Annotated in this window: 12 protein-coding genes; 7 read left to right on the top strand and 5 right to left on the bottom strand. The window is 65.1% G+C overall.

Annotated elements, in window-relative coordinates; all coding sequences use genetic code 11:
• The first annotated feature begins 172 nt into the window (after positions 1-172).
• The 6 genes from E4T66_RS10495 to E4T66_RS10520 all read left to right on the top strand — a co-directional run bounded on the left by E4T66_RS10495 (position 173) and on the right by E4T66_RS10520 (position 10,379).
• Positions 173-1,807 (top strand): ShlB/FhaC/HecB family hemolysin secretion/activation protein, encoded by a 1,635-nt coding sequence (locus tag E4T66_RS10495; protein WP_136848970.1) that lies wholly within the window; start codon positions 173-175, stop codon positions 1,805-1,807.
• Between the two features lie 54 nt (positions 1,808-1,861).
• Complete coding sequence (locus E4T66_RS10500) at positions 1,862-6,391, top strand: two-partner secretion domain-containing protein (protein WP_211242860.1); 4,530 nt, start codon at positions 1,862-1,864, stop codon at positions 6,389-6,391.
• Positions 6,388-7,236, top strand: coding sequence for a FecR family protein (locus E4T66_RS21570; RefSeq protein ID WP_211242861.1), 849 nt, complete (start codon positions 6,388-6,390; stop codon positions 7,234-7,236). The genes E4T66_RS10500 and E4T66_RS21570 overlap by 4 nt, the downstream gene beginning before the upstream one ends.
• Positions 7,237-7,318: 82 nt before the next feature.
• Complete coding sequence (locus E4T66_RS10510; RefSeq protein WP_136848972.1) at positions 7,319-8,074, top strand: SapC family protein; 756 nt, start codon at positions 7,319-7,321, stop codon at positions 8,072-8,074.
• Entirely contained in the window at positions 8,064-9,152 is a 1,089-nt protein-coding gene (locus E4T66_RS10515) for a hypothetical protein (RefSeq protein WP_136848973.1), read from the top strand. The genes E4T66_RS10510 and E4T66_RS10515 overlap by 11 nt, the downstream gene beginning before the upstream one ends.
• 33 nt (positions 9,153-9,185) lie before the next feature.
• Positions 9,186-10,379 carry a glycosyltransferase gene (locus E4T66_RS10520; protein ID WP_136848974.1) on the top strand — a complete coding sequence of 398 codons (1,194 nt, stop codon included), beginning with the start codon at positions 9,186-9,188 and terminating at the stop codon, positions 10,377-10,379.
• 63 nt (positions 10,380-10,442) lie between these two features.
• Here E4T66_RS10520 and E4T66_RS10525 read toward each other — a convergent pair whose 3' ends face one another.
• Genes E4T66_RS10525 through E4T66_RS10545 form a run of 5 tightly spaced genes read right to left on the bottom strand, consistent with a single transcriptional unit; the run spans position 10,443 to position 15,752 of the window.
• On the bottom strand, positions 10,443-11,609 hold the full coding sequence (locus E4T66_RS10525) for a UbiH/UbiF/VisC/COQ6 family ubiquinone biosynthesis hydroxylase (protein WP_136848975.1): 1,167 nt from the start codon (positions 11,607-11,609) through the stop codon (positions 10,443-10,445).
• On the bottom strand, positions 11,606-12,832 hold the full coding sequence (gene ubiH, locus E4T66_RS10530; protein ID WP_248679618.1) for a 2-octaprenyl-6-methoxyphenyl hydroxylase: 1,227 nt from the start codon (positions 12,830-12,832) through the stop codon (positions 11,606-11,608). The genes E4T66_RS10525 and ubiH overlap by 4 nt, the downstream gene beginning before the upstream one ends.
• A 16-nt stretch (positions 12,833-12,848) precedes the next feature.
• Positions 12,849-14,174, bottom strand: coding sequence for an aminopeptidase P N-terminal domain-containing protein (locus tag E4T66_RS10535; RefSeq protein ID WP_136848977.1), 1,326 nt, complete (start codon positions 14,172-14,174; stop codon positions 12,849-12,851).
• 50 nt (positions 14,175-14,224) lie between these two features.
• Complete coding sequence (locus E4T66_RS10540) at positions 14,225-14,797, bottom strand: UPF0149 family protein (RefSeq protein WP_136848978.1); 573 nt, start codon at positions 14,795-14,797, stop codon at positions 14,225-14,227.
• A 49-nt stretch (positions 14,798-14,846) separates the two neighbouring features.
• A complete protein-coding gene (locus tag E4T66_RS10545) occupies positions 14,847-15,752 on the bottom strand; it encodes a LysR family transcriptional regulator (protein WP_136848979.1) in 906 nt (301 codons plus the stop codon).
• A 112-nt stretch (positions 15,753-15,864) separates the two neighbouring features.
• Here E4T66_RS10545 and ilvD point away from each other — a divergent pair, with 112 nt between their 5' ends.
• The gene (gene ilvD, locus E4T66_RS10550; RefSeq protein ID WP_136848980.1) at positions 15,865-17,709 is read left to right on the top strand and encodes a dihydroxy-acid dehydratase; all 1,845 of its coding nucleotides are present in this window, start codon (positions 15,865-15,867) and stop codon (positions 17,707-17,709) included.
• Positions 17,710-17,861 lie beyond the last annotated feature (152 nt).

Consider the following 17,861-nt stretch of genomic DNA (forward strand, 5'->3'; position numbering starts at 1 on the left):
GCGGGCCGCCGCCGCGATGGCGAGCGCCACGCCGTTGATCACAACCGTGACCGCGTTCACCAGACGCGGCAGATGGCCCCATGGTGCATCGCTGCGACCTTATATATATTGGCTGCGGGCGGTCGACGCCCGGGATGCGCGGCTTTGCCCGTAGTGGTGGGGGATTAAATCGATGGCAGGTTTCAGATCAAACGTCTGCGCGGCGTTTGTCGTGACATTGGCGTTGTCGGCGGCGATCCGCACGGCCGACGCCCAGGAAACACCGGGAACCGTTGCTGACACCTTGCGTCCAGCGCCGGCGCTGCAGCGTCCGGAGCTTCCGCAGATCGACAAGACCCAGGCGCCCGCGCCCGCTCCGGTCGACGGCGGCGGTCGCAAGATCGTGGTGTCGCAGTTCCGCATCGCCGGCAATTCGCTGTACAGCACCGAAGAGCTGATGCCGTTGCTGAGCGACTTCGTCGGGAAGCCGCTGACCCTGCTGGAGCTGTATGAAGCAGCCGACCAGATCACCGGATTCTACGTCCGGAACGGCGTCACCCTGGCCTCTGCGATCATTCCGACCCAGGTGCTGACGAACGGCACCGTGCTGATCCTGGTCAGCGAAGGCCGCATCGGTCAGGTCAAGGTAGAAGGCAATCAGCGCTACCGCGCCTCGACGCTCTCGAAATATCTGACGCCGGCGGCCGAGAATCAGATCTATCGTTCCGGCATCCTCGAATCCGACCTGCTGCGACTCAATGAACTTCCAGGCCTCGAAGCGCGTGCAGTGCTCAAGCCCGGCAGCGATTTCGGCACCAGCGATCTGGTCATCCAGGCCGAGGAAGATCCGTTCGAGGGCTCGGTCTTCGTCGACAACTATGGCCGCGAGAATATCGGCACCTACCGTTTTGGCGGCAATGCCGCGTTCAACAATCCCCTGACGATCGGCGATCGCCTGAATGTGATGGCGATGACCTCGAGTCAGCAGTTGCTGCGTTACGGCAGCATCGAATACAGCGTGCCGCTGGGACATCAAGGCACCCGTCTGAGTGCATCCTACGGTTATGCCGATTTCGAGCTGGATGGCCCGTTCCATGGCATCGACGGCAAGAACAAGACCGCGCATCTGGCGGTGACGACACCCTGGATATTGACCCGGCGCGATCGTTTCAGCACCAGCGTCGGCCTGTCGGATACCCGAGCGAATGTCGATCTTTCCGGCCTGACTTTCCAGGAAACGCGGATCACGCTGGCCGAAGTCAACGCAAACTTCCGCCACGTCTACCCGAACTTCGCGCTGAGCCAGGTTGCCCTGGGCCTTGCCAGCAACGGCAGCAACGGCTCGAAGGCCGATGGCGACGCTCAGCCACTGCGCGTTGAACTGGACATGCAGCACCTGCAGCCGCTGTGGCCCGCCGCAAGCCTTGATCTGTATGTCCGACTCAATGGCGTCTACTCGCACGATCCACTGCCCGACACCTCGCAGTTCTCGGTCGGCGGACCGAGCAGCGTGCGCGGCTATCCGTCCGCAGAAATCCGCGGCGATCGCGGCTATCAGGGCACGCTGGCGCTGCAGAAGGAATTCGGCCTTGGCCGCGTGCGTGTACGCAGCCGCCTGTTCGCCGACGCGGGCTATGTCGAGCGAATCGACGTCCCGCCCGGCACGTCTGACAGCGACGACATCAGCAGCGTCGGCATCGGCGCCGATACGCTGTTTCCGCACGACGTGACACTGCGTCTGGACGCTGCCTACCCCCTGCAGAACCGTCAAGTCAGCGACAACCGTGACGACGGCCGCATTTTTGGTTCATTGACTATGGGATTCTAGGCAATGCTCGATCATGCGCCCCAACGTCGTGCCGGCTGGAGAATCTGAGCCATGATGCAACGACACTCTGTCGCACCCCGCCTCACCCCCGGCCCGCTGAAGCCTGTCGTCGCCGCATTGCGCCAGCGCCTGCCATGGTGGCTGTCCACAGCGTTGATGCCGGGCCTGGTGATGGCCAACCCGATTGGCGGCGATGTCGTCGGCGGCGCTGCCACGATCGACCAGCAGGGCAACACCACACGCATCGACCAGACCAGCAACTCGGCCATTCTGAACTGGCAAAGTTTTTCGATCGGATCTGACGAATACGTCTACTTCAATCAGCCCTCTGCTTCGGCCGCGATCCTGAACCGGGTCATCGGCGGCGTGCCGTCCGAGATCTTCGGCTCGCTGGTTTCCAACGGCCGCGTATTCCTGGTCAATCCGTCCGGCGTGCTGTTCGGCAATGGCGCGCAGGTCGACGTCGGCTCCCTGCTGGCCACCACGCTGAACATCGCCGACGGCGATTTCATGTCCGGCCGCTATGTGTTCGTTGGCGACAGCATCGAAAGCGTGGTCAACCACGGCCAGGTCAATGCTGCTGACGGCGGTTTCGTTGTTCTGGCGGGCGACTACGTCCATAACGACGGCGTCATTGCCGCACAGCTGGGTCAGGTTGCCCTGCTGGCCGGCTCCGCCATGACCATGGATCTGGCCGGCGACGGCCTGATTGGCTACACGGTTGACCAGGCTGCGCTGTCCGAGCGCGCCGGCGCCGCCAATGCCGGCAGCCTGATCGCCGATGGCGGCACCGTGGTGATGACTGCAGATGTCGCTCACGAGCTGGCACGCGGCGCGGTCAACAACAGCGGCGTCGTCCGTGCGCGCTCGATCGAGGAGCATGACGGCATGATCGTGCTGTCGGCCAACGGCGGCGATCTGACCCAATCGGGACTGATTGACGCAGGGGCGCACACCCTCGATACCGACGGCGGTGTCGTTCGGCTGCTGTCCACCGGCAACATTGACCTGACGCCCACCAGCACGATTGACGCTTCCGGCGCGGGGAACGGCGCAGGCGGCAGCATTCGCGTGATTGCCGACGGCGCCTTGAACGTTGCACAGGGCTCCTCTACTCGGGCTCTGGCCGGCAATCGCGCACTGTTCAACGGCGGATTCGTCGAGCTGTCGGCAAACCGATTGAGACTCCAGGGTGACGTTTCACTGGGACGCGGCGGACTGCTGCTGCTCGACCCGGTCGATCTGGAAATCGGCAATGCCACCGATGGCTGCGGTTTTGATGTCTGCGTTCAGAACATCGAAGGCATGCTGAACTCTGGGGCGAGCGTACAGATCGTCGCCACCAACAGCATTACCGTCACGGATCTGACGATCGGCGGGGACGGCGGCATTGACGGCAATCCGAGTTATGGCGGCGGACTTCTGCTGGGCATTGGTTCGACCAGCAGCTACGGCGGCTTCATCCGCGGCAGCGGCGTGGGCTCCGGATCCGGTGCGCCTTCCGGCATTTTTTTCGACAACACCGCCAACTACATTGACATCAGGGGCCCGCTGCAGCTCATCGGGGGCTCCTCCGACGGCGATATCGTGGCGGGTCGGTTGACGGCACAGAGCGTGCTGACCGAAGCCGCGGGCTCGATCAGCACCGGCGATGTGACCGCAAACAGCGGCAGCATCCGCATCGAAGCAGGCACCTCGATTTCCACCGGCAACCTGACCAGCCGCTACTACTCCAGCTCAGGTTCTCCAGCGGCAGGCGCGCCGGTCGCGTCGCCCGGCTTCTCCTCGTACGGGAATGACATCGCCGTCATCGCCCGCGGCGGCGACGCGACACTTGGCGCGGTCGACGCGGTCGGTGCAGCCCTCCTCGACGCGACTGGAACCCTCAGTGCCGTCAGCGTCAACGGCGACAACGGCGTTGGCATCAATCAGCTGTGCCTGAGCAGTTGCTCCAGCAGCTTGTCCGCGCCAACGCGCCCGACCTTCATCGGCACAGGCAGCCACGGCGACGTGAAGATTGTCGGCTTGATCAGCGGCGGCAACTACGTACGGATTTTCGGCAGCGGCGACGCCAACTCGGACGGCTTCGCCGTCAACACGGGAGCCATTTCCGCATCGGGCTCTGTGACGGTTCAGTCAGGCAATGGCTCACTGATGCTGGGCAATGTCACCACCCTGCCCACCTACTACGGCTCCGGCGCTGCGCGGATCGATCTGACCACCGCTACCGGCTCGATCACAGCTGGCAACCTGACGACGCAGGCGGATGCGTACTATTCGAGTGCCGATGGCCGTGTCAACGTGTCGGCCTCCGGCGACGTGCAGGTGGACGATATCTCGACGCAGGCGTCCTACACCGGATCCATTGGAGGCTATTATCACATCGCCAATGCCAGTGTTTCGCTCGCCTCGCAAACCGGCAGCGTAACAACCGGCACGATATCGACGCTGGCGACCAGCCTTTCTACTTCCTACGGCGGATCGTTCACCGCGCCTGCGACGCAGGCCGGACCGCTGGCGTATAGATTTACAAGCGCCAATGGATCGGTGCGGATCGATTCCGCGACAGGCATCGAAGTCGGCGCGATCAGCACCCACGCCACCGCAACCGGCAACGGCAGCAGCAGCGCCGCCTATGCCGATGCCTGGGTTCGCCTCAACGCCGCTGCCAACGGCATTTCGGCACAGCTGATTTCGACGGATGCCCATGCCACCGCGGTGAATGGCAGTGCCAGCGCCAACGCTTACACCTGCCTGGCGGTTGGCAGCTTCTGCAACTCATCGTCGTCGTACGGCGGAAACCTGCCGCTGTCCGGCAAGCTTGGCGTTACCGGCGGTGACATCCTGTTCGGAGACATCACCACCAGCGCCATCGCCGAAGGAACCTCGGATTCTGCCTACGGCGATGTCACGATCGACACCGCCAGCGGCAACATCGGCATCGCGTCCGGTGGCAGCGGCTCCGTCACCACACTGGCGCATGCCGTTGGCGGCTACTACCCGAACGCCTATGCGTCGGTAAACGCCATCGCGGGCGAAAACATCAACATCGGCAACATCGACTCCACCGCCATCGCAGGCGGCATGCCCGTCGTTCTCCCCGGCAGCATCGCCACCAGCGGCGTTTCGCCCGCATCGAGTTCGAGCTGCTCTTCCGGGTGTGGTTACGCCAACGCCAGTGTCAGGATCGACGCCGGCGGCACGCTCGATATCGGTGATGTCCACACTTCCGGAGATGCCCTTTACACATCTACCGAAGTTTCGCTGTACGGCATCGACGGCATCGATGCGCTCGGTCAGGAAATCTCATCGGGCGACGACGGGGTCTACCTCATCTCGGATAGCGGCCCGATTTCCGTCAGCTCGGCCCTGGCCGCGAACGGGCGGGTCCATGTGAGCGCCGACGGCGACGTCCGTCTCGATACCCTGTTGGCCGGCAGTTCGGCTGACGTCTCGGCCAACGGCAGCGTGTACTTTGCCGGCGACTGGTCAACCGGAACCACCGGCCTGCGCGTCGACGCCACGGATTCCATTGTTGCGAACGGCAACGGCGGCCCTCAGTCGGTGACCGCATCTGGCGCGGGATTCTTCGCTGTCACCTCAATCGATCTCGGCAATACCACTCTGAATGTCGGCGCCGGACCAATCCGCGAAGGCGAAGGTGTGTTCCAGGGCGACGCCGCCATGATGGCGGCACTGGCGGCTCACCCAAGCGGTTCGGCATTGATGCCGACCAGCACGACGCCCAACCTGGCACTGGTGGCACAGTCCGTGACCGTCGGCGACGTCGACATCACCGGCGATTTCATCTACATCCAGGCAAGTGACGTCAATCTCGACGGCAGCATTTCAGCGCCGCTGGACACGTTCGTGCATTTCAAGCCATTCAACGCTTCGGACGCGATCGGCATCGAGAACGCGCCGGATTCGAGTCATGTGCTGAACCTGAATCCGACCGATCACTTCGACAAGTTCCCTGGCACGACCTTCGCCATCGGCGGTTCGACGCAGACCGGAAGCATCTATATCGGAAACAACGGTGTCGTCACGCTGGCACCAGGGCACAACCCCAACTTCGTGTTCATGACAACGCAGAACGCCGCAGATCCAACCAGCGGCTACATCTACACCACCGACGCAAACCCACAGACGGCACCGGATTCGGTCAACATCGCCACCACCGGTCAGGTCGTCATCCTGGACGGCATTCTGGCCACACCGCCACCGACTGAGCGGCCAACTCCAACGCCGTCTCCAACACCGCGGCCCACCGCGACGCCGACACCCACGCCCAGCGCGTCACCGACGCCCACGCCGTCGACGACACCGACACCGACGCCTTCAACGACGCCGACGCCGGTTCCGAGCGTGACGCCGACACCAGCACCGACCCCCACCCCGGTTCCGACGCCGACGCCAAGTGGAGCACCGACACCGACACCGCCGCTCCAGCCGCTGGAAAGCCAGTTCATGCCGCCGTTGCCGTTCGGCGACGACAACAAGCGCGGCGAAGATGACGGCAACGGGATTATTCTGGTGCAGACCAATTCGGCGATCGGCACCCAGTGCGAGGTGCAGCCATGAGCGCAGCACGTTGGTTTGGCGACCTGGGCCGCAGCGCCCTTCTGATCGGGCTGCTGCTGACCAGCGGCGTTGCTACGGCAGCCACACAGGCAGGCGAAGTATTGCTTGTCACTGGCAGCGCTACCGCCACCTCACCGCAAGGAAGCGTGCGCGAGCTCGCCAAGGGTGATGCGCTGTACTCCGGCGAGATTCTCAATTCCGGCCCCAACAGCTATCTGAACGTCCGTTTCACCGACGGTGGATTTACCTTGCTGCGGCCGAACACGCGTTTCGTGATTGAGGATTACGCGTTCCAGGCCGATCCATCGGTCATTGAAGCAGCCCAGGCCGCGGCGCACACTCAGCCGACGCCGACGCCTAAACCCGCTGTTACGCCGACACCGGCACCCAGACCCTCTGTGGCGATCGCACCGACACCGGCGCCGCAACAGTCGACGGTGGCGCGTTCGTTCTTCCGTCTGGTCAAGGGCGGATTTCGATCGATCACCGGCTTGGTCGGCAAGATCAATCGCGACGAATACAAGGTGGCAACGCCTGTCGCCACGATCGGCATTCGCGGCACCGACATCACCGTCATCGACTGTGATCTGGTCTGCGCCGAAGATCCGGTGATCCAGGAAGCGCTGCACAGCCTCCCGCCCGGGACCACGGCATTGGGCGCCACCATCCTGATCGTCAATTCGGGCGAGGCCTACATCACCAACGCACTGACCGGCGAAACCACCATCGCCAGCGCCGGCATGATTGTGCTGTCGCTGCCGAATGGCATTCAGATCGTTTTGGGCGAAATGCCCGGCTTCCTGCTGATCGACCCGCCGCCGCCACCGGACCAGTGCCTCAGCTAGTTCACGAAGTCCAGCAGGATTTGATCGACTTCCCGACTCGCGCAGCAGAGCAGCGGGTCGCTCTGCCATCGGTCCCACCTGCATGAACGACACGCTGCAACTGATTTCTCCGCCCGGCTACGGTCCGGTGGTGCCATTCGACAAGCACAGTCACGGTCGCCTGGGCCTGCTGCCGGAACGGCGTTACGCCTGGTGCTCAAGGCTCAACAGTGTCTTCATCAACGCGATCGAATTTGCACGTATCGCGACCGAGTATCCGATTGCCTTCGTTCACGAACAGAGCAGCCGAGAATTCATTCCGGTCGCCATTCTCGGCCTGCGTGATCGCGAAAATCTGTTCGTTGACGCCAGCGGTGGTTGGCGCTGGCCGGCATATGTACCGGCCTACTGCCGGCGCCACCCGTTTTGCGTGGCACAGGTCGCTGACGGCGCTGAACCCAAGCCGCGCAAGCTGATCTGCGTGCAGGCCGATCAGCTCAGTCCTGACGGCGCGGCACTGTTCGACAGTGACGCACAACCCTCCCCGGCATGGAACGCGATCCTGCGTCTGATCGAATCGATGGAATCGGCACGCCAGGCAACCCGTGTCCTGTGCAAGCGACTCGAATCACTCGACCTGCTGGTCCCGTTCGATGCGGTCGCCTCCGCTCCGGGGCGAACAACGCTGCATCTGCAAGGCATGTATCGTGTCGATGAACAGAAACTGGCGACCTTGCCGATGCGCAATCTGAAGACCCTGCTCAACAAAGGCGAACTGCGTGCGGTGTACGCGCACCTGATCTCGCTGGAAAACTTCGCCCGCCTGCTCGACCTCGAAGGAAAGCGCAATGGGCGTTGAGATCAAGCTGACCGATCGCGAGCTGCCGGTATCCCCGGTGTTCATCGACTACCTCGCACACCTCATCGACGGCCGTCCGTTCCAGGATCACGAGTGGCACGACCAGCTGTCCGAGCAGCTCAACTTCGCCCAGCGCAACATCACCGAGCGCGCGCCGAAGGACGCCGAGCGCGTCATCAACGACCCGCGCGGACGCGCGGCGATCGGTCACGCCTATCAATGGCTGTTGCACCTGTTCGGGGGCAATCTGGCTGCGCTGCGTGAAATCCAGTTGCGTTACCACTTCGTCAATGTCATTGGAATTCCCCGCTGCGGCGGTTCCTACCTGACCAAGGAACTCTACCGAGCGCTCGGCTACGATCCGACACACGTGCCCAATGCCCTGGCCCACGACGGCTTCCCCGAAGCGGGTCCGTTCGAACTCAGTCAGGGCCGCAACAGCTGGATTCTGAGCCTGCAAACCATGGCCGAATATCTGACCATGGTCGAGATGTTCTTCCAGAATGCCGCGCGTCACTCGGGCAAGGTCGTCGTACCCAAAAAACTGACCAAGGGCATCTATGCCGGGGGCTTTTTTCATCGCGTACTGGGCGAAGCGGTGGACATGATCCTCACGGTGCGCCATCCGGTCACTGCCTGCGTCTCCACCTATGAGAAATCCGGTGGACTGCCTGCCAACGAACGCTTTGCGGTGCGCTCCAATATCGAAGAATGGTGCCGACGCGATCTCGCGCATACTGGCACCACAGCGCAGCAATTCGCGGAGATGGACTACTTCGACGCCTACCTGCGCTACTGGGAGCAGTACCACATCAATATCGCCACGACGGGTCTTTCGGCGAGCCGGGATCTACGCATCATCGCGTACGGTCGACAGCGCATGGAGGATCTCGCAGCGAGCTTCCATCGCCGCTATGACAGCAGCACGGCGCCAACCGAGTTCAAGGCTTCGGATGAACCGGGCCGCCGTCATCCACAGTGGGTGGAACGCGCTCAGCCGGTCATCCATCGCGTCGCCGACCTGTGGCAGCGCGTCGGCCTGGAGTTTCCCGTAGACCAGGTGATGGAGCTGCAGTGAGCCGCAAGCCGCAATACTGAGCGGAAACCTGCCATGGCACGCCTCGGCTTCGTCTGGGAACTTGGACAGAACGGCGGCTACGCCGCCCTCATCGGCCAGCTTGCCCGCATGGCACGGGCGCAAGGCCACGAATGTCTGTTTCTGGTCTGCGATCCAGCGGTCGCCAGTGCCCATCTGCCGCCTGAACTTGGGACGATGATTCAGGCCCCATTGCCGCGTCCCTCACCCAGCCCTGCGGTCCGCGTCCAGGTCAGCTACGCCTCACTGCTGCATAACTGTGGCTTTGCCAACGCAGACGCGCTCGCCGCACGGCTGCGCAGCTGGCGTGAGCTGTTCCGCGCACTCGGCATCGAGCGCGTCGCCGCCCGCCACAGCCCGACCGCGATCCTCGCCGCACGCAGTCTGGGCCTACCGCTGATGCACTACGGCAACCGTTTTTCGATACCGCCGTCGACATCGCCCTGGCCCAGCTTCCGTACCGACGTGAAGACGACCACAGACATCCTGCGCAGCAACGAAGCGCATCTGCTGGCGACAATGAACTCGGCCCTCGGGGCAATCGGCGCAAGCCCGCTGGGTCGCCCGGCCGCGATGTACGACATTCCAACCACGCTGTTGCTGGGCTATCCGCAAACCGACCATTACGCCGGCAGCCCGCGCACCTCGCCGCACGTCGGCCTGCCCGACCTCAGTTTCGGCGAGACACCGCAGTGGACCGTACCCGGCAACGGCCCGCGATTATTCGTCAACCTGCTGCCCGGCCCGACCGTCGCGCCGTGGCTGAAAGTCCTGGGCCAACTCCCCGCGCGCATCATGCTGCGCGTCGGTGGCCATACCCTGGGAACAACCGCGTTGCCCGCCCATATACAGCTCGTCACTGGTGCGGTGAACTATCGCGAAGTCATCGCCAGCAGCGATGTCGTGCTCGGTTACGGCTCGCACAACCTCATCTGCGAAGCTGTCCTGGCCGGCAAACCCATTGCTACGATGGCACACAACCCGGATCAGCAGCTGATCGCCCAAAGGATGGCGGCGCAAGGATTGGGCCCCTCGCTACCACCGCAACCAGACGATGCGTCTGCGGGATTGCTGCAACGCTGGCTGCGGTCCGATCAAGCGGCACGAACCGCTCAGGCCATCGCGATTGACTGTTCAGACCCGCCACGGGAACAGGCGATTCCAACGCTGTTCAATGCGCTGATGCAAGCCGAGCCCTGCTTGCTCTGAGCGCACGACGCCACGCTCAACAGGCGGCACAGCCAGTGCCGACCCATCGACGTTATCGAAGCATTAGAGACCGCAGGCCCTTCGCACCAGCAGCTGACGCAGCGGCGCGATCGCGTTGACGGCGAGCAATCCGCGCTGACGCAGCCAGTCCCAGCCTGGCAGCTGCACGCGGTAGGCCCGATACAGGCCGTCGGTGACCGCGATCATCTCGTTGACCTCGGCGCGGCGCGCGCGCTGATAGCGTGCAAGCACGCGCAGGCTGCCGATGTCGCGCCGGACGGCGCGCGCGGCGGTGATGACGTCGACCAGTTCTGCGGCGTCACCGAGGCCGAGATTCAGCCCCTGCCCAGCCAGCGGATGCACCACGTGCGCCGCATCGCCGGCCAGCGCAAAGCGCGGCTTCACGTATTCCAGCGCGTTCTGCAGCTGCAGCGGGAAGCTGACGCGCTCGGTGCATTCGAGGATCGGCCCCAGTGCATGCTGGATCGCCTCGTCCAGGCTCAGGCGGAACGTCCAGTCGTCCATCGCCAGCAGCTGCTCCGCCTCGATACTCGACCACACGATCGAACTGCGTCCGTCCGCAAGCGGCAGAAACGCCAGCGGTCCGGTCGGCAGGAAGCGCTGATACGCCGTATGGCGATGCGGCTCGCCGGTCCGCACATGGCAGACCACCGCCGTATGCGCATAGCGCTGCCCGCTGACCTCGATACCCTGCTGCGTGCGCAGCGGCGAGCGTGCGCTGTCGGCGGCGATCACCAGCCTGGCGGCGACCTCGCGTCCGTCGCCCAGCCGCAGGCGCGCGCCGTCGGCGTCGACCTGCAGTGACTCGACCGCGCAGTCGTGATGAACGTTCTCCGGCGGCAGCGCACGCCACAGCTGTCGCTGGATCACCCGTCCTTCGACGATATGCCCCAGCGCCGCGGCGCGCGCTTCGGCGGCGTCGAATTTCAGCGCGTCACCGGGCTCGGTTTCCCAGACGCGCATCTGCGCATAGGCGCAGGCGCGCTCGGCGACGATCGCGTCCCACACCCCGATCGACTGCAGATAGCGCTGGCTTGCGATCGACAGCGCGTAAACGCGCAGGTCGTAGTCGTTGGCGTCGGTCGCCGGCATCGGCGGATCGCGATCGAACAGCTGCACGTCGACCCCCTGGCGCAGCAGACCCAGCGCGATCGCGGCACCGACAATGCCGCCCCCGACGATCGCCACATCACAGCGCTGCATGCTCATGCCGGCGTCCGGGCGGCCTGCGGCGCGCGGCCGCCGAAGCCGAGGTTCTGCCACAGCACCGCCTCGCGCACGCCGGGCGCCAGATCCAGCGCCAGCAGTCCGAGATGACGCAGACCGCGCAGGCCGGGAATCCGGTTCGAGAACAGGCGCACCAGCTGGTCAGTGAAATCGGCGACGCGCGCACGGTCGCGCTGACGCCGTTGCGCGTATTCGGCCAGCACTGCGTCGGCGCCGGGATCGCTGTCCACGAAGGCCGGATCGTTCAACAGCTCGGCCACGGTGGCGACATCGCGCAGACCCAGATTGAACCCCTGCGCCGCCACCGGATGCAGCGACTGCGCGGCGTTGCCGGCGAACAGCACGCGCGGTGCGGTCAGCCGTTCACTCATGACCCGCATCAGCGGCCAGGCCTGGCGCGCGCCGAGGCCGCTGAAGCGCCCAAGGCGTTCACCGAAAGCCGCCTGCGCCGCGGCAATGAAGTCGTCGTCGCTACAGTCGATGCGCTCACGCAACTGCTCGCGCGGGGTCGTCCATACCAGCGAGCAGATGCGATCGCCGCCCTGTGGCCACTTCGGTAGCAGGGCAATGGGACCGCCGGGCGTGAAGCGCTCGTACGCGCAGCCGGCGTGCGTGCGCGTGGTCTGCACGGCCGTGACAATCGCCGACTGCCCGTAGTCGCGGCGTTCGGCGTCGATGCCCAGCAGTTCGCGCACCGGGGAGTTCATGCCGTCGGCAGCAACCACCAGCCGTGCGCGCACGATGCGTCCATCGTCCAGCGCCAGCTCGACGGCGTCGTCACTGCGCACCAGCGACTGCAACCGCGCCGGACACAGCAGCGTGGTCGTGCCCAGCGCCAGCATGCGCTGCCACAACGCGCTGCCGAGTGCGCGGATCGGCACGTTGTAGCCCAGCGCGTCCAGCCCCGCCTCGGCCGCGGCAAAGCGCGCGACGCCGAAGCGGCCCTGCTCGGAGATATGCGTCGAGGTGATCGGCGCCGCCTCTGCACGCAGATCGGCCCACACGCCCAGGGATTCGAGGATGCAGACACTGGCGTGATTCACCGCGATGCAGCGCTCGTCCCAGCGCGCTTCGCCCACCGGCGGCGGCGCGGCCTCGATCAGGGCGACCCGCTGACGCCCGGACAGTCCGACCGCGAGACTGGCGCCCACCAGGCCGCCCCCCACGATGGCGACGTCAAACATTTCGGAAGACGGTGTATCCACGAAGCGACGGTACCGTTCAGACCGCACCGCGCATCAGGGCCTCGATCTCGCGACGCTCCTTGGGCACGCCAGCAGTCAGGACCTGCGGTCCGTTCGCGGTCACCACCACGTCATCCTCGATGCGGATGCCGATGCCCCAGTATTTTTCCGGTACGCCGGGCGTGCCGGGCGCGATGTACAACCCCGGTTCGACCGTCATCACCATGCCAGCCTCGAACGGACGCGGCTTTCCCTCGATCTTGTAACGGCCGACATCGTGGACATCCATGCCCAGCCAGTGGCCGGTGCCGTGCATGTAGAACTGGCGCTGCTTGCCCTGCGCGATCAGGTCCTTGGGCTTGCCCTTGAGCAGCTTCAGATCGACCAGGCCCTCGGTGAGGATGCGCGTGGCGACTTCGTGCGGGCGGCCGCTGGAGGCACCGACCTTGAGTTCCTTGATCGCACGCTTGTTGGCTTCGAGCACGATCTCATACACCGCCTGCTGCGCCGCGCTGAACTTGCCGTTGACCGGAAACGTGCGGGTGATGTCGGCGGTATAGCCGTCCAGCTCGCCGCCGGCGTCGATCAGCAGCAGATCGCCATCCTTCAGCGGTGCATCGTTTTCGATGTAGTGCAGGATGCAGGCGTTCTCGCCGCCGCCGACGATGGAGCCGTAGCCGCACTGCATGTTGTGCCGCCCGAAATGCGCTTCGATCTCGGCGGCGACCTGCCATTCATTCACACCCGGTGCGGCCTTGCGCATCGCCAGGCAATGCGCCTCGGCACTGATCTCGCAGGCGCGCTGCAGGATCTTGAGCTCGGAGGCCGACTTGATCAGGCGCATCTCGTGCAGGGTCGTCTCCAGCGCGATGAAGTCGACCGGCGCCGCGGCGCCGCGGCGCGAGACTTCGCGAATCTGTCGCACGCTGCCGGTCAGCACCTCATCCCAGTGCGCGTGCTCGCCCAGCGTGTAGTGCAGATGATCACGCCCGCTGAGCAGCTCCGGCAGCCGGTCCTCGAATTCCGCCAGTTCGAAGGCCTGGTCGGCGCCATAGTCGCGCATCGCACCATCCGGGCCGGCACGGCGACCGTCCCAGATTTCACGCTCCGCATCGCGCGGCCGCACGAACAGCACGAACGCGCCCTGCTTGCGGCCCGGCACCAGGACCGCAATCGCGTCCGGTTCGGGAAAGCCGGTCAGATACTGGAAATCGCTGTCCTGCCGGAATTTGTAATGCGTGTCGCGCGCGCGGATCACTTCGCTGGCGCCGGGGATGACCGCCACCCCGCGCTTGCCGATGCGCTGCATCATCTGTGCACGACGGGACGCGTGTTCCTTGAGCTGCCGCGGAGTCGGTTTCATGTGGGGTCTTCCCGTGGGCGTGCCGAAAATGATCGTGGATTGGGATTCGTTCAGTGCAACGTCTGCGACGCGCTCGGATCCAGCGTCGGCTTCGGGTGCAGCTCCATGAACACCAGCTGCGCACCGACACGCAGGTATTCGACCAGCTCGGCGTAGGCGGTCTCCTCGACGTTGGGATCGTCCTCCTCGCCCACGGCGGCCTGCGTCAGCTGGGTCATGTCGTGCACGATCTCGCGCGCATCATCCGAGCACCGGCTGAGGTCGAGCCCGGGACGGCTCGACAGCCCGTAGAGGAAGCCCTCGCACCACGCCACCAGCGCGCGCACGCGCGGCACCAGCGCGGTGTCATCGTCCGGCAGCAGCAGCTCAAAGCTCATGCCCTCATCCTCGAGGGCATCGAAGGTCTGTGTCCGCAGTGCCTGCAACAGCGCCGTCGTCTTGGCGTCGCTGCCGGCCGGGGGACGGTCGCCACTGTCAATCAGGTGCGCGAGGTCAATGTCTTCCGGCTTGTGCACGCACAGTGCGCCGCACAGGGTCCCGTGGTATTCGGAGGCCTCACCGTCGTGATAGCCAATGCGCGCCAGCGCTTCGCTCAAGACGTCGTAGTCGATCTGTTCCTGCATCCGCGCATTATAGACGTCGCCCCATGGGCGCCGCCCCTGGCCCGGGGACTCAAGTCGCGGCGATGGCGGCCGTACCGGCCACCTGATGCAGCGTCCTGATGAAGTTGTGCGCCAGCGGCGCAGCGCCGCCCCGTACACGCAGGATTCCGAGCTCGATCTGCGCGGAACGCCCGCGCAGCGCGCGGTAGCGCACGCCGGCGCGCTGCAGGTTCTGCACCGAGGACGGCACCAGCGCAACACCCATACCGGAAGACACCAGCCCGATCACCGTCTGCATCTGCCGGGCACTCTGGGTAATGCGCGGCGCAAATCCGGCGGCCTGACACCGGCTGATGACCAGGTCGTACAGCCCCGGACCGATGGCGCGGGGCGGCACGATGAAGCTGGCCCTGGCCAGCGTGCGCAAGTCCACCGGCCCCTCGCCCTGTACCGCGGCGTGGTCGGCCGGCGCGGCCAGCACCAGGGCTTCCCGCCGCAGGCGTTCGAATGTCAGGTCCGGCTCATCGACCGGCGCCAGGCCGATCGCCAGATCCAGTCGGCCGGCGCGCAGCTCGCGGATCTGCGCATCGGTGGTCAGCTCCTGCAGCTGCACTTCGACCAGCGGGTAGTCGTTGCGGAACTGCTTCAGCGCCGGCGGCAGGAGACTGTAGTCGGCAATCGAGACGAACCCCACCGTCAAGGTGCCGATATCGCCGCGGTGCACCTGCAGCGCCTTGCCGCGCGCCTGCTCCAGCCGCGCCAGGATCGCGCGCACCTCTTCATAGAACACGGCGCCGGCTGCAGTCGGCGTCACGCCGCGGTTGCCGCGCTCCAGCAACGCCGCGCCGATCTCCTGTTCCAGCGCCTTGAGATGCGTCGACAGCGGCGGTTGCGAGACATGCAGCCGTGCCGCCGCCCGGGACAGACTGCCCTCCTCGACCATCGCCGCGAAATACCGTAACTGGCGCAGTTCCACTATTCGGTTTTCCTATATCTGATTCGACAATATTGTATTAGCCGATATAGGTAAAACGCAGCACAATAACGCCCTTCAAGCCCCAGCCGCGCCCCGCACGCAAGGAATCCAGATGCCCGCCTACCGCTCCCGCACCAGCACCCACGGCCGCAACATGGCCGGCGCCCGCTCCCTGTGGCGCGCCACCGGCATGAAGGACGGCGACTTCACCAAGCCGATCATTGCCGTCGCCAATTCGTTCACGCAGTTCGTGCCCGGCCACGTGCACCTGCAGAATCTCGGCCAGCTGGTGATCTCGGAAATCGAGAAGGCCGGCGGCGTCGGCAAGGAATTCAACACCATCGCCGTCGACGACGGCATCGCCATGGGCCATGACGGCATGCTCTACAGCCTGCCGTCGCGCGACATCATCGCCGACAGCGTCGAGTACATGTGCAATGCACACACGGCCGACGCGCTGGTGTGCATCTCCAACTGCGACAAGATCACGCCCGGCATGCTGATGGCGGCGCTGCGCCTGAACATCCCGGTGGTGTTCGTGTCCGGCGGCCCGATGGAAGCCGGCAAGACCAAGCTCGCCGGCAAGGACGAAGTGATTCCGCTCGACCTCGTCGACGCGATGGTGGCCGCAGCCGACGACAAGGTGTCCGACGCCGACGTCGACCAGATCGAGCGCTCGGCGTGCCCGACCTGCGGCTCCTGTTCCGGCATGTTCACCGCCAACTCGATGAACTGCCTGACCGAGGCACTGGGCCTGTCACTGCCCGGCAACGGCTCGCTGGTGGCGACGCACAAGGACCGTGAAGCGCTGTTCCGCCGTGCCGGCCAGCTGGTCGTGGAACTGGCGAAGCGCTACTACGAGCAGGACGACGCCTCGGTGCTGCCGCGCAACATCGCGACCCGCGCCGCGTTCGAGAATGCGATGACGCTGGATATCGCCATGGGCGGCTCGACCAACACCGTGCTGCATCTGCTCGCGGCCGCACAGGAAGGCGAAGTCGACTTCACGATGACGAACATCGACCGGCTCTCGCGCAAGGTGCCGAACCTGTGCAAGGTCGCACCGTCCAGTCACCATCATCTGGAAGACGTGCATCGCGCCGGCGGCGTGATGTCGATTCTGGGTGAACTGGCGCGCGCCGACCTGCTCGACACCTCGGTGGGCACCGTGCACAGCCCGTCGCTGAACGCGGCGCTGCAACAGTGGGACATCGCGCTAAGTGACGACGCCGCGGTGCGCGAATTCTTCCGTGCCGGCCCCGCCGGCATCCGCACCACGCAGGCGTTCTCACAGGATTACCGCTACGACGCGCTGGACACCGATCGTGAAAAGGGCTGCATCCGCGACAAGGCCCATGCCTACAGCCAGGACGGCGGCCTCGCGGTGCTGTTCGGCAACCTCGCCGAGCGCGGCTGCATCGTCAAGACTGCTGGCGTCGACGCCAGCATCCTCAAGTTCAGCGGGCCGGCCGTGGTGCTGGAAAGCCAGGACGATGCGGTGCAGGCAATCCTCGGCGGCAAGGTCAAGGAAGGCGACGTCGTCATCATCCGCTACGAAGGACCTCGCGGCGGCCCCGGCATGCAGGAGATGCTGTATCCGACCAGCTATCTGAAGTCCAAGGGGCTGGGCAAGGCCTGCGCGCTGATCACCGACGGCCGCTTCTCCGGCGGCACCTCGGGGCTGTCGATCGGCCATGTCTCGCCCGAAGCCGCGGAGGGCGGCAACATCGGCCTGATCGAGAACGGTGACCGCATCGAGATCGACATTCCGAACCGTTCGATCCGTATCGACGTCAGCGACGAAGAACTCACCAAGCGGCGTGCGGCGCAGGATGCAAAGGGCTGGAAGCCGGCCGCGCCGCGTCCGCGCAAGATCAGCGCCGCGCTGAAGGCCTACGCCAAGCTGACCACCAGCGCCGATCGTGGCGCCGTGCGCGATCTGAGCCTGCTCGACTGATGACGGGCTGCTGAACCGACGGCACCGCCGACCGCTGCATGCGGTCGGCGGTGCCGTCATCTGTTTCTGCGGAAGCGCTTATCATCTGGCGGTGCCCGCACCCTGCCACGTCAGTGATGACGCTGACCCGGTCTGCGCGGACACCGCACACT

Origin of the sequence: Sinimarinibacterium arenosum, from assembly GCF_005047655.1 — a bacterium.
Classification (GTDB): Bacteria; Pseudomonadota; Gammaproteobacteria; order Nevskiales; family Nevskiaceae; genus Solimonas.